The 15,319-nt window shown below is 39.1% G+C and carries 3 protein-coding genes; 2 read left to right on the forward strand and 1 reads right to left on the reverse strand.

The genetic code is table 11. From position 1 onward, the window contains the following. Positions 1-269 precede the first annotated feature (269 nt). Together NV377_RS10695 and NV377_RS10700 are read left to right on the forward strand one after the other, a co-directional pair. A complete protein-coding gene (locus NV377_RS10695) occupies positions 270-9,404 on the forward strand; it encodes a family 43 glycosylhydrolase (protein ID WP_258201212.1) in 9,135 nt (3,044 codons plus the stop codon). A 302-nt stretch (positions 9,405-9,706) separates the two neighbouring features. After that, entirely contained in the window at positions 9,707-13,210 is a 3,504-nt protein-coding gene (locus tag NV377_RS10700; RefSeq protein WP_258201213.1) for an S-layer homology domain-containing protein, read from the forward strand. A 151-nt stretch (positions 13,211-13,361) separates the two neighbouring features. Here NV377_RS10700 and NV377_RS10705 read toward each other — a convergent pair whose 3' ends face one another. Then, positions 13,362-15,065 carry a methyl-accepting chemotaxis protein gene (locus NV377_RS10705; protein ID WP_258201214.1) on the reverse strand — a complete coding sequence of 568 codons (1,704 nt, stop codon included), beginning with the start codon at positions 15,063-15,065 and terminating at the stop codon, positions 13,362-13,364. Positions 15,066-15,319: the final 254 nt, after the last annotated feature.

The following is a 15,319-nucleotide window of genomic DNA, read 5'->3' on the forward strand; positions in this document are numbered from 1 at the left end:
CTGAAAGATTTGATTTCATAGTGGTACAACAAGTGTAGAACTGTAAGAAACTAACCGTTAAGTATAGTCGATTACAAATGGTGATCAGTATTAAGACGTAAAAACGCAAAAAATATCAGTTTATTGTAAATACGAGATTGACAACGATCTTCTATAATGAATGTGCCAGTTCCAACACTATATCATCACAGGAAGAAGGTTTGAACAGGCGATTGTTATATTCAAGCAATGAATAGGTATTCATATTTCTAGATTAGAGGAGGAAGAATATGTTGAAAAATTCAGTAGTAGGCAGGGGAAAATCACTTCGAAAAGCTTTGGCATATGTATTATGCGTCAGTCTATTTTTCTCTTTCATGCCACCCTCAAAGATTGCAGCAGCAGATGACATTATGCCCTTAAACGTATTTCATGAAGATTTTAATGAAGGGAATGCCGACGGTTGGAGCATGTATGGATCAGCAGATGCAGGTAATCGAGGTATTTGGTCTGTTAATTCGTCAAAACAGTATAGTATTAATGGAGCTCCAGGTGCAAAATCAATAGCATCTAACACTTTTTTTCAAGATTTAGTTTATGAGGTTGATTTGAAAGTTGGAGGACTTAATTCAGATGCAACTGGCGTACTCTTTAGAGCCAATAACTTTACAGATAATGTTACAGATGGCTATACGGGGTATTACGCATCATTAACTGTAGACAAAAAAGTTGCACTCGGAAGAGTAACAGGAAATGGCGATGAATGGAAGGAACTTGCGGCTGTTCCTGTTAATTGGAATCAAGGTCATTTCAAGGTTGTAGCGGTGGGCAATCATATTCAAATATATTTAAATGATATGAGTACTCCAGTTATTGACTTAGTTGACGATGATGGCAAACAAATAACTGAAGGTGGTCAAATCGGTCTACGTACTTGGTGGGGAACATCAACGATAGACAATATAACCGTTAGAGAATATTCAGAGCAAGCAACAGTTGCGCCTGAGTTTAGTATAGCTGCAGGACTTTACGACTCTTTGCAAACGGTTTCATTGACGTCGACTACACAAGATGCGACTATTCGTTACACAACAGATGGTAGTCAACCTAATAGCAGCTCTCCTATATATACTGCTCCGATTTCAGTGACATCTGTAATGAATATAAAAGCCTATGCAGAGAAATCCGGAGAAATGGTATCTGAAATGGTAGAGGCTCTCTATGTGATTGCTAGAACTGAAACGGAATGGATAAATGATTTCGAAGATGGACAAACGGATGAGTGGATTACATATTCAGGAGTCCAATCCGGTGTATGGACAGCAGTAGATGGTGAATATGAAATTCAAAACGGTAGAGGCGATAAAGCTCTTCTGAACGTTAATGCCGAGCATTTTGTAGTAGAGGCAGATATTAACCCATATTCAAGCTGGCAAAATAGTGGTTTCGTCTTTAGAGTTACTGATCCAGGTCATGGTTCTGATAATATGAATGGTTATTATGCGGGGATTGCTGCGGATGGAACTCTCGAAGTAGGAAAAATGAATTCAGCTGAGAATGACGGAGATGGCAGCTGGACTAGAATTACAAAGACATTTGCTGGAGTTTTTCCTAATGAAAATAACCACTTAAAAGTTGTAGGGATCGATACAACCTACTACATTTTTGTAAACGAGGAGTTAGCATTCCAATTTACAGACGCTGACTATATTACAGGTACGGTAGGTCTTAGAGCTTGGAATGATGATGAGAAAGTTACATATGACAATTTTCATTTTACAAGCTTGACACGTCAATTAGAAACATTTACGGAAAATTTTGATGATGAAAATGCAGCAGGATGGACTACTTTTGGTGGTACATGGAATGTATCTGATGGAATGTATAAAGTAATCAAAGGTGCTGGGTTCAAAGCGATTGCTGATGGAACAAGTTACAGTAATTTCGAGTATGAAGCGGATCTTTCAATAGGTACCGGCACTCGTGATGAAAATGCAGGTTTGCTATTCAGAGTGAGTAATCCGACAATTGGTGCTGATAACCTTAAGGGGTATTATGCAGGCATTAGTGTCAATGGTCGAGTACAAGTTGGAAAGTTCGATAATAACTGGACGGAGCTAGCATCAATACAATATCCAATTAGCTCCAATAAAGTATATAAGCTAAAAGTAGTGTCTGAAGGAAGAAATATCGAAGTTTACGTTGATGATGAGATAGTTGTAAGTGTAGTAGATCGCTCATTTACAGAGGGTGCTATTGGACTTAGAAATTATCTTGTCGATGCGGCATATGATAATCTCTCAGTTACTGATATTGGCTCAGTCGTACAGCCTACCTACGATTGGTCTTGGGTTCAAGGGGCGGTATTCGTACCTACAAACGCTGTCAACCAAATCGAGCAATGGCGTAGTTACGATCACGAGATTAACGATAGAGAACTCTCGTATGCTAAAACGTATGGTATCAATTTGGTACGTGTTTTCATGCATGATTTGTTATGGGAACACGATAAAGATAATTTATTAGCAAATTTGGAAGACTTCCTTTCATTAGCGGACAAATATGATATAAAAGTAGAACTTGTATTTTTCGATGATTGTTGGAATGACTTTCCCACATGGGGAGATCAGCTTGCACCGAGATATGGAGCGCATAATAGTCGCTGGGTGGAAGGACCAGGTGACGCTGTAAAAGCAGATTACGCTGCGAACAAGGAAAAGCTGAAACAATATGTTCAAGGTATAGTTAACGAATTCAAGGATGATGATCGAATTGTTATTTGGAACGTATTCAATGAGCCTAGCAATGGTGAAGGTGGTTTGATGGATACTGTTACGAAGCAAATTATGAACGATGCACGTATTTGGATTAAGGAAACCGGTTCAACGTTGCCGATTACTTCTACTGGTGGACAGTTCTCTGGCGGACCTTTCTCTGATTTTATTACTTATCATCCCTATGAATCAGATTATCCTACTAACCCTGCAAAATATGGTCCAAATAGTGAAGTGCTTGCGGATGAGGTTATGAATCGATTGACACAATCGGTGCCTGGTGTAGTAGATAATTTCGGTAAAAAAGGTATGGGCTTTGTTATGTGGGAGCTAGGTATCGGTCGAGATAATACTCGCTTTCCTTGGGGAAGCGACGTTAACCCGTTGACTGAGGAGCCGAAAGTGCCGTTTCATGGTGTTGTATATCCTGATGGTCATCCTTGGGATGTGAATGATATTAAAGCATTAGTGGGCGATAAATATAATGAACTACCAATTTTTAATGTTCATTATTTCAAAGACGATAACTTCGCTCAACTTGTAAAGAAATCTATCACACCTCGTATTGACTTTGACCTTGGTAATGAGAAAGGAACCGGTTCAGTAGACCCTACGGTCGGTATTGGCGAGGATAATTTCTCTATTCGTTGGTCAGGGACGATCCAGCCTATAGAATCAGGAGAATATACAATTTATGCTGATAGCGATAATATCGCGAGAGTATGGATCGATGGAACACAAGTTATTAATAAACAATCCAATGTTAGGCAAGAAGCAAGCGGAGTCATTACGCTAACTGGTGGAGATAAGCTAGCTGTGAAGATCGAATATGTACACGGTACAGGCGATTCCAGCATGCATTTGAAATGGGCAGGGCCAAATATGGTTAAGCAGGTAATTCTACCGGTCTATACAGAAATCCCCGTTGATTCAGTTTCAATAGCACCTATTGATGTAACGGTGAAGATTGGTCAAACAGAGCAGTTGCTTGCTGCTATAGAGCCTGTCAATGCTTCGAACCAACAAGTAACATGGAGCTCTAGCAAACCAGGAATTGTACATGTAAGTGCAGATGGTCTTGTAAAAGGGATAGCTGAAGGAACGGCAACGATTAGCGCTATTTCAATTGATGGCGGGAAGGTGGCTACTACAACAGTAACCGTTGTGAAAACTACGACGTTCACCAACCCAATTGTACCCGTTTCAAGCGGAGCAGGTTCAGCAGATCCATCGATTGTGTTCAAGGATGGATATTATTACTATGTGAAATCAGAAAATGATGCTGCTCTTGTCGTGGCTAAGGCCAAAAGATTGGAAGACATCGGTTCTTCACCACGTGTGACAGTATATACACCACCGGCAGGAACGAAGTATTCAAAAGGAATTTGGGCCCCTGAATTACAGTATATTAATGGAAAATGGTATATTTATTTCGCTGCTGATGATGGTAACAATAGCAACCATCGTATGTATGCATTGGAGGGCACTTCACAAGATCCACAAGGCACGTACTCATTCAAAGGAAAAGTAACGGATGCTACTGATAAGTGGGCAATTGATGGTGCGGTGCTGCAAGCAGATGACAATTCCCTTTATTTTGTATGGTCAGGCTGGGAAGGAAATATCAATGAGCGACAAAATATTTATATTGCACCTATGAGTAACCCATGGACAATAAATGGTCCGAGAGTATTGATTTCTACTCCTGAAAAACCGTGGGAATTAAATGGTACACCTTATATTAATGAGGGTCCAGAAATATTGAAGAAAGACGGAAAAGTATTCATTGTGTATTCAGCAAGTGGAAGCTGGTCTGATGATTATACGCTTGGTATGCTGACCAACACCGATGGAAATTTCCTGAAAGCTTCTTCTTGGTCAAAGAGCGGTCCGTTATTTAGTAAAGTAGCAACAAGCTTCGGCCCAGGTCATAACAGTTTTACGACTTCACCAGATGGGAAAGAAGATTGGATTGTCTACCATGCCACTTTAAAATCAGGAGCTAGCTGGGGGAACCGTAGCGTACGAGCGCAGAAGTTCACTTGGAACGCTGATGGCACACCTAACTTCGGAACGCCTGTTACCTATGGTGAAGATGTAGAACAGCCTTCAGGTACACCGGTTGTGGAACGTTATAAGTATGAGGCAGAAGATGCTAATCTTCACGGAAATACAGTCATCGTTAATTCAGAAAATAGTTCAGGCGGCAAAGTCGTAGGGAAACTTGATGTTACAGACAATGATTTTGTGAAATTTACAGTTGATGTAGCAAATGCTGGAGATTATAGCTTAATTGTAATGGCTGAAAACGGCTCTGCTAATAGTTCGATTGCCGAGCATAATGTCATTGTGAATGGTCAACCAGCTCAAGCGATCTCTTACAAAAACTTTGGCTTGAGTCATATTAATCCTTCTTCAATTGATGTTACATTGAAAGCTGGTTCTAACACGATTGGATTGACGAAGAAAACGAATTTCGCACAGATTGACTATATTGTACTTGATCGTATTACAGGAAGTTCACAAAATGTTCTTCCAATAGAATCGTTGAGCGTAGATAAATCTACTTTGAATGTGCAATCTGGAGCATCAGTGAAACTTACATCAACGATTAAGCCAATTATGGTTGTTAACAACAATGTATCAGCTACATCATCAAATTCAAATATAGTGAGCGTAAAGCTTGTTAGTACAGACAGCGCAACAGGAAGCGCAACGTTTGAAGTAACAGGAATGCAACCTGGAACGGCGAAGATTAGTGTAGTTAGTGTAGATAATGGAAAACTAATAGCTGAAAGCATGGTGAATGTTTTAAATGCACCGTTAGAACCTGATCTTTCATCCTTCACCGTGGATCAATTCGACTCGGCTGTATTGAATAGTGCTTGGTCGATATACCAAGAAAAAGCTTCACATTGGAGCTTAACGAAAAATAGTGACTATATGACGATTACGACAACAGCTACCGATCTATTTCAAAATAATAACTCACAGAACAATGTGTTCATGCAAAACGTTCCTGTAGATGGTGATTTTGAAATCGTAACGAAGTTAACTGCGCCCGTTTCCAAAAATCATCAGCAGGCGGGTTTGATTGTATGGGAGAATGCTGACAACTTCGTTAAACTAAGCCATGTTTGGGCTGACGGACAGGTACTGGAAACAGCGTATGAAATTAATCAACAATATCGTAAGCCAGATAATTTTGTTAAGCATCCGGGTGGAGATACACTTACACTGAAGCTGAAGAAGATAGGCAAAGTTTATACGACCTATTATTGGGACGGCTATGAATGGATTAAAGCTGCAAACGATATTACAGCAGATTTAAAAAATATTAAAGTAGGTTTTTATGCAAATAATATCGTTGCTCCGAACGATCCTATAGATGCAAAATTTGATTACTTTGCGATTAGAATGATCGAGGGAGGAGTAGATGTAGCTCCTAAAACAGCTAATTTGCAAAAAGGTGAAAATGTACAGCTTACGAATAAGGGAGAAAGCAAGGCTGATGTTAACTGGACTTCCTCAAATGAAAGTATTGCAACAGTAAGTAACTTGGGACTAGTGAAAGCTATTGCTCCAGGTAGAGTGATCATTACAGCCACTTCCATTAACGGTGATTTCAGTTCCCAATCTATCGTTACGGTTGCAGGAGAAGTAACTCCCGGTGAAGTATTGTATAGCGAAGACTTTACAAATCTGAAGCAAAGTGATTGGAATACTTATGGCGGTGTCTGGTCTGTTAATGACGGTGCCTTCACGGTTACGAATGGTGACGGATACAAAGCGGCATTAAATACACAACAATTCACTGACTTTGTAATGGAAACTGATGTGAAAATCGTAAGTGGAACTGAAGCGGGTCTATTCTTCCGAGCTTCTAATCTAGATGTCGGATCAGATACGTTAGATGGTTATTATGTTGGTATTAATGCAGCGAACAGAGCGGCTGTTTTAGGAGTATTTACAGATGGTAAGTGGAAAGAAATTGCTACTAGAAATCTACCTATTTATTCTAACCAATGGTATACAGTAAAAGTTGTCGTAAGTGAAAATCATATTCAGGTGTACATTAACGACAATCCGCTTAACGTTAATCCATATCCGAAATTTGATTTGGCAGAGACTTCACATCCTGCAACGGGATCGATAGGCTTTAGAACATTCAAGGCTGAGGCTCAATTTGATAATGTGAAGATCAGTTCTTATGTAGAAACAATAACGGAACCAACGTATACGAATATAGAGCAGCTTCCTAATATTGCTGACCCACATGTCATGTACTATGAAGGTACGTATTACTTATATGGGACACACACTGCTGATTATCCGAATATGCCTAACGGAATCAAGGTCTATACTTCAACTGATCTTGTAAACTGGACGGAGCATGGCTATGCTCTAGAAAAAGCCAATTCGTGGGGGAATGACCGTTTCTGGGCGCCAGAGGTTATTGAGAGAGATGGAATTTTCTACATGTATTATGCAGTTCAAGAGCGTCTAGCGGTAGCGACCAGTGATTCGCCGCTCGGTCCGTTCGTTCAAGAAGTTAAAGAACCGATGCATCTTAATACGCCAGAGATCGATGCACATATTTTCACGGATGACGATGGGAAAACTTATATCTATTTTGTTCGTTTTAATAACAATAATCATATTTTAGTTGCTGAGTTGAACGATGATATGAAGACGATGAAAGAAGATACAATTCAATTCGTATTCGCTCCAACACAAGAGTGGGAAAAGAGTCAGAAATCTCCAGTTGCTAGTATTAATGAAGGTCCATTTGTCGTAAAACATAATGGAATCTACTATATGACATATTCTGGGAACCACTTCCAAAGTCCGGATTACGGAGTAGGCTATGCTACTGCGCCAACACCAACGGGACCTTGGACGAAGTATGAGTTTAATCCGATTATGAAATCCAATGAACTCGTGCCAGGTGCAGGTCATCATTCATTAATTCAATCTCCGGATGGTACAGAATTGTTTATGGTCTATCATACTCATTACGGTGATGGTCAGACTGAGCCGAGAAAGCTAGCGATCGATCGCGTGAAGTTCGTGCCACAGGAGAATGGTCCAGATGTAATGGAAGTGTGGGGTCCTACGATCACACCGCAGCGTATGCCATCTAATCATACTAACGTTGACGTAGATTCTATTATATTAAGTGGACAAAGCGGTGCGACAGCGATTACAACAAAAGGCGGTACGTTGCAGCTTAGTGCAACGGTGATTCCAAGCTATGCTACGAATAAGCAAGTAGTATGGACTATTGCGAACGGAGCAAAATTTGCTTCCATCTCAGAGAGTGGATTATTGACCGCTTTAGCAGATGGAGCGGTGACAGTGAAAGCAACAGCGGTAAGTAATCCTGCTGTCTCGAGCACCATTGTCATCACCGTTTCTGGACAGACAGAAGTAGTAGAACCCAAACCAACAACGCCTGCTCCTACAGTACCCGCACCTACTGATAAGGTGATGATAGAGGGCAATGTATTAACATTACTTGATCTGAAGCCTGATGCTAATGGGTTGTTAACAGTTAAAGTCACAGCCTCAGATTTTGAAAAGGTACTTCAGAAAGCAGTAGATAAGTCAGTTATTATTAATGTTTCTAGTGCAGTTATCGGGAACAAAGTTGTTCTAATTTTAACTGCAGATCAGCTTGCAACTGCAAAACAACACGGTGTTGATCATGTGAATCTGGTTATAGGCACAGGCACATTTACAATTAATCTAGCTGAGTTGAACAGTAAATTAAACAAAACTTCAGAAATTTTACTCTCCGTTTTCAAAGTAAATAAGGATAGCCTGCCTAGAGAGGTCAGCAAAATTGTCGGCACCAAAAATGTTTACGATGTGAGTCTAAGTGTTGATGGGGTAAAAGTTAGCGACTTTAGTGGAGATCCGATTAAAATTACTTTAGATTACGAGCTTTTAGCGAATGAAAATCCAAATCAAGTTGTTGTTTACTATATTAACGACAATGGCAATTTGGAATTGATGAAGCATGCGAAGTACAATGCAGACACTGGTAAGGTTGAGTTTGAAGTGAAACAAAATGGACGATATGTGGCTATGAACAACAAGGTAATATTTACTGATATTTCAAATGTAACGTGGGCGAAGACTAGTATTGAAGCACTAGCAGCTCGTGGAATTGTAAATGGGGTAGGTAATGAGTTGTTTGCTCCGCAAAGCAAGGTGACTAGAGCCCAATTTATTACGATGCTGATGAATGCCTTCGAATTCACTGATATTGATGCAGTAAGCTCGTTCAGTGATGTACAGGAGGGAACTTGGTATTATGATGCTGTAGCTATAGCGCAAAAGCTTGGTATTATTAATGGCAAACTTGATGGCAGCTTTGGAGTATATGATGAAATTACTCGGGAAGAGATGGCTGTTATGGCTTATCGTGCATCAAAGCTTGCTAAAGTAGACCTAAGTGCTAATGAGGAAATTACACCATTTGTTGATCAATACGATATCGCTCATTACGCTTTAGAGAGCGTCTATGCCATGCAAGGAGCAGCTATTGTAAATGGCAAAGAAGCAGGTCGCTTTGCTCCGAAGGAACATGCTACTAGAGCAGAAGCAGCTAAAATTATTTACAGTCTGTTCATGCTTATCCCTTAATTAAATTAAGCATTAATCTGAAAAACCTGCCCCTCTTGGGGACAACTGAAAAATCCAAAATCAATAAACAGGATATCTTACCTTATTTTTTGAGGGAGGATATCCTGTTTTTCTATTCGAAAAAGGATAGAAAATCGTACAAAAAGTCCGTATATTGCAAATAAATAATTTTCTTAAAATGTTAAGCTTGAAACACAAATGTAGATGAGGGGGGACCACTATAAGCAAATTGGAGTAATCAAATTACTAGCTTTATTACTTATAGTAGTGTAGCAATGAATGCGAAATTAGGAGGAACAACGATGAAAAAAGTATTGGCAATGCTAACGGCAATTATGATTTTCGCTAGTATAATCAACATCCCAAACAATGCCTATGCAGCAGATCAAACAATTGATGGTCATGGCTTGATGGGGGAATTCTTCAAAATGAAACCGAGCGGTGACCGGAATGATATGAGTATATTTGATTTCGAAGAGAGTAAATTTAAAGGTTCAAAAATTGTTGGAAACTTGAATGGAGATAGCTTTCTAGGTACTTTTCAACAATTATCTGGAACTGGTGATTTTAATACGGCACGCTTTACAGGCAAAATAGTACCAAGTTATACAGAGGACTATACGTTCTATATGGTAGGTGACGATGGATTTAAACTTACTGTTAACGGAGAAGTAATTCTTGATTTTTGGAAACTAGAGTATGAAAAACCACAAGTTAGTAAAACGATCTCGTTGGAAGCGGATAAGGAATACGATATCGTCGTTGAATATTTACAAGGTTGGGGTGGTTCGTGGCTTAAGATGGAATGGGAAAGTGAAAGTCAGACTAGAGAAGTGGTACCTGAATCAGCACTTTATCCCTCGTTAAAGCGTATTATTAAAAATAAAAAATATGATGTGGCTGCAGAAATTCAAAAAGTAAATTATTTAACGGAAAATTTTGCTGATAAAGTTACAGAAGATGTTCTAAACAATTTTAAAGAAATCGAACGAGTAGCTGAAGAATTACTTGCTACTATTGATGACAAAGAGGTTAGTGAGCAAGAGAAAGTAGATGAGTTAAATGAAGCAGTTGAGCCGTTATCGATTGCTCGTGCTGAATTTATGAAAGAAATGGGAGTTCAAAGCTCTACAGTATCTGAGAAATTTAATAACCCATTATATCAAGGGCAGGACCCGTTTGTAGCGTATCATGAAGGATTTTATTACTATGTTTCTTCGAGTAACCTAGATTCTAATAATAAAGTTTATGTTTCCAAATCTCGTACTTTGACAGACCAAGGCGAGAAAGTAATGGTATTCGATTCTGAAGGAACACAAACGCGTATTTTCGCACCAGAGATCTTCTTCTTACAAGGTAAATGGTATATTTATTATTGTGCTGACGTAGATGAGTATGGATATAAGCATATGCCAGTCGTATTGGAAGCGGTTACTGATGACCCACAAGGGGAATATGCATACAAAGGCGTTTTATATGCTGGTGAAGGCGGCGCTGATAATCCTAATAATTACAAGCAAGCAAATGACTTTACAGTATTCGAATATGGTGATGAATTGTATGCGATTTGGGGTACATTAGGAGCGGGAGAGCCAATTGGACCAGCAATTGTGAAAATGGATAACCCGTATACGATTACAAACGATCGCTCATTTTTGAATAAAGTAGGTGGCGGAGAAGGTCCTCGCGTACTACAAAAGGATGGAAAAGTGTTCGTTACAATGTCCGAAGGGGACTATCAATCTGATGGCTATCGCTTATCTTATATGACGAATACAGATGGTGACTTCTTGAACGAGGATTCGTGGACTCGAACGGATGATGTATTCTTATCTACCAGTGATGTATCTGGTCCGGCTAGAGCAGGCTTTGTAAAATCTGCAGATGGCACGGAAGATTGGATGATTTATCATTCTCGCGTATACAAAGGAACTGAACGTAACTCATGGCGTCAAGTAAACATAAAAAAATTCGATTGGAATGAAGATGGAACGCCTAATTTTGGCAAGCCAGTTTCTCCAGGTCAATGGCAGAACTATCCTTCTGGTGATTTGGGGTTAGGTGATATGTATCAAGCAGAAGATGCGATTCACTATGGCGGAATTACTACAGGCGCAACTGCTAAAGGTTATCAAGGAACTGGCTATATTAACTTGCCAAACAAATCTGGTACTGAGGCAAGTTTTGTTGTAAATGCAGATGAAGCTGGTGATTATATCGTAGGTGTGAGATATTCTTATGGCGTGAGAATCGGTGGAGAATATACAGAGGGTTCTAAAGTACAATTGCCTGGTAGAGCAAAAGTTAATGTGTTTGTAAATGGTATTCATGTTAAAACCATTGCACCAGATAAAACAGAAATTAACTGGGATGAATGGTTTACTGCTTCTGAACGTTTGACTTTAGAAGAAGGTAAAAATGTAATTAGTTATCGCATTGATAATGACAGTATTGGTAACGTGAACTTAGATTATATAGCAATGTATAAGGCAGATGTGCCTAACTCATTAGAGCCAGTTACTGAAGTTGAAAATCTAGTAGATTTAGTAGTAAGCGGAAATGCTACAAACTTTACTTTTGCTGGTGATACTTATATTTATAACGGAGTAACAGTTGCTAATTCAGTAGCTAGCATTACAGTTACACCTACTGGTACTGGAACGATAACGGTAGAAGGAGCAGAAGTAGTAAGTGGTACAGCTTCAGATCCTATTGAGCTGAAAGCAGGAGTAGTAAAAACAATTACAATCATTGTGACAGATGCAGGGAAATCGAAGACATATACCATTAATGTGACACGTAAAGCTAATGGAGGCTCTGGCTCTAATTCTGGAGGCAGTACTGTTAATGAAGTATATGAATCTACTAATGGTACATTAACGATTCCAGCAGGTGAAGCGGGTAAAGTTAGTCTAGGAGAAGAAGTTAAAATTTCTATTCCAGCTAATGCAGCAAGGAAAGAGTTGCAAGTAACGATAGTGAAATTGCAAGTGTCAGATGCTGATCCAACACAGTTAGCTAGTCCGATCTTTAATATTTCGAAAAACGTCTCAGACAGCTTACTTAAACCTGTAACGATGACTTTTGCTTTTGATCCAACAACTTTAGATAACAAACATAGAGCAGCAGTATTCTACTTTGATGAAGTGAAGAAGGAATGGGTAGAACTCGACGGTAAAATCAATGGTAATTATATTACGATTGAAACTGATCAATTTGGTAAATATGCTGTATTTGCAGTAGATCAAGCTCCTGAAGTATCTCCTGAACCGGAAATTAACTTATCTGATATTGCCGGACATTGGGCTGAAACAAATATTAAAAAAGCGATTGAGAGCGGAATTGTTAAGGGTTATCCGAATGGTACATTCAATCCAAATGCTGCAGTAACTCGCGCAGAGTTTGTTGTAATGCTAATCAATGCCCTAAAGCTTCCAGAAGCGGGAGTAGAGCTAACCTTCACAGATACAGCAACCGTTGGCAAATGGGCAGAGAAAGCAGTAGCGCAAGCTGTGCAAGCAGGGTTTATTAATGGATATGCTGATGGTAGCTTCCGTCCAAATGCAGAGATTACTCGTGCTGAGATGGCAGCAATCGTAGCAAATGTTCTTGATCTATCAGAGAATGCAGTTGTTGAAACTGGCTTCGCAGATGACCAAGATATTCCGGCATGGGCTAAAGGTGCAGCTGCAAAATTGAAAGAACTTGGACTTATTGAAGGCCAAGGAGCTAATAAGTTTATGCCTAACGGCAAGGCAACTAGAGCTGAGGCTGTTACTGTGCTACTAAAGTTGTTAGCGAAATAACGGATGAGACAAGAAGATGATAAGAGGTACCCACACGGGTACCTCTTATTTTTGTAAATCCTACACACAATGAAGTGTTTATCTACACAAAATAGAGGCGCTCCTCAAGAACAATACGCTTGGGGAGTGCCTCTATGCACTAACTATGATTCTACTTGTGGAACAACGAGACGGTATCGTTAAGTTCGCTAATATGCTTAGTTAATAGATGAGAAGAAGCTGTTACTTGCTGAAGTGCAGCTACCTGTTCTTGCTCCATGGCGGAGATTTCATCTATTTCCTGCTTTATGGATTCGGTCCTAATTTCTACTTCTTTTATGAGCTTGTGGATTCGATTCAAGTGATCGCCACCTTTACTTATTTCCTCAGTAATGGAATGTATTTGGACTTGTGCTGTCACATTTGCAGCATGAATAGCTTGATAACCTTGTTGAGTTTGGAACGCGATGCTTTCTCCTAGTTGCAGTTGCTCGATACTGTCTTGCATACGTTGGCTTATAGTTTGAACAGTATGCCGGACGCTATCCATTTTATTATCAATTTGTGAAGAAATCGTTGCTGTCTGACCTGCTAACTGCTTAACTCGGCTTGCTATTACAGCAAATCCTTTACCATGCTGACCAGCAGTTTGTGCTTCAATTGTTGCATTTAACGACAGTATGTTTGTTTCTCCAGATAATTTACGTATATGCTGTAGCATCTGAGCCATCTCATGAGATAGCTGATCCAATAGCTTTGCATCATGATCGACGTGACTTACGGTTGCTTTAAGTAGGCTGAACTGTGCCATAAAGCTTTCAATCTGTTTGTTTCCTTCATCAGCAATATGGAGAGTATCGAGTGCTTGTACATTTAATTGGAATGAATTGGATGTTATCGTTTGGAATAAATGAACTAGCTCTTCAAATTCATTTACCGATAATTGAATATATTCATCGTGTTCATATAAGGAGTGAGAAACTTTTTGCGCTGCTACTGCAATATCTTCACCAGCTTTTTGGTTTTCATAAAGTCCTGCGCCCATTTGGTTAGAGGATGTAACGACTTGATCGTTCGTTTCCCGTACCCTCCCAATAATCGTACTTAGTGTATCAATCATCATATTAAATGCATCACATAGTTTTCCAATCTCGTCATGATTTCTAGTATAAATAGGATTTACGGATAAGTTCCCTTGTGCTAATTGAACGACGTTTGTACTTAACCTTCTTAGCGGAATTGCAAATGAGTTAGAAATAAACCATGCGATACAAAGGGAAAATCCAGTTACTGTGATAAAGACAGCTGCATAAATAAAAACATTTCGATCAAATTGAGCGGTAATGATATCTTTCTCAATTGCATTGCTATTTAACTTTGTGCGAATTAGCTGCTGTAAATCTAATTCAACTAGACTCGTTATTTGAACAATAGATTCAAAGGTTGCATTTTGCTCATCGACGGTTGCTTTTTTCTGAATCTGATTCTCTAGTTTATCTAATTGCGTTTTAAGAGAGTCAATCGTTTTATGAACAGAATCAAATTTCTCTTTAATTATGGATGTGCTTTCAGAATGCTTCAAAGTACGCAATTGTTTCTCAAGATGGCTGATAATATCGTGGTGTCTACTTTCATAGAACGTTTGTCGTCCACTGACTATTTTTTCAATCTCAGGATCAAAATCTGCTTTGAGTGAGCCTGTTAGTGCGTTAGTCTTTTCTATTGATATGAGCATGTCATTATACTTATCGATAGATTTGTGAAATACGATCATTTGAACACCGCTTACCGTACCCATCATGAAGAGAATCAATATAAACGCGATAATTAACTTACTACGTATGGGGCGGTGTCTGTACCAGCTAACAATGAACATTTCTAATCCTCCTTGGAAGTTATTCATACAAACCTTACTCCATAACGAATTCAGAGTATTTATTCTTTTCGGCTATTTTATGTAAATATCTGTTGAATAAAGTAAAAACTATTTTCAGTCCAATAAGTTATAGCTTTTTGCATGTTAGGTCAAGAAAATAACCGAATAGTATACAAAATAGCTTTTGTTTGTAAATACTTTGATAGTCGAACTCCCTAAAATAAAAGATGACAAAAAAATAGAGTGTTCATATA

Source organism: Paenibacillus endoradicis (assembly GCF_024721975.1).

Excerpts from the sequence above, each read along its gene's own strand:
- NV377_RS10695 (WP_258201212.1), top strand. The coding sequence starts at position 270 with ATGTTGAAAAATTCAGTAGTAGGCAGGGGAAAATCACTTCGAAAAGCT.
- NV377_RS10700 (WP_258201213.1), top strand. The coding sequence starts at position 9,707 with ATGAAAAAAGTATTGGCAATGCTAACGGCAATTATGATTTTCGCTAGT.
- NV377_RS10705 (WP_258201214.1), bottom strand. The coding sequence starts at position 15,065 with ATGTTCATTGTTAGCTGGTACAGACACCGCCCCATACGTAGTAAGTTA.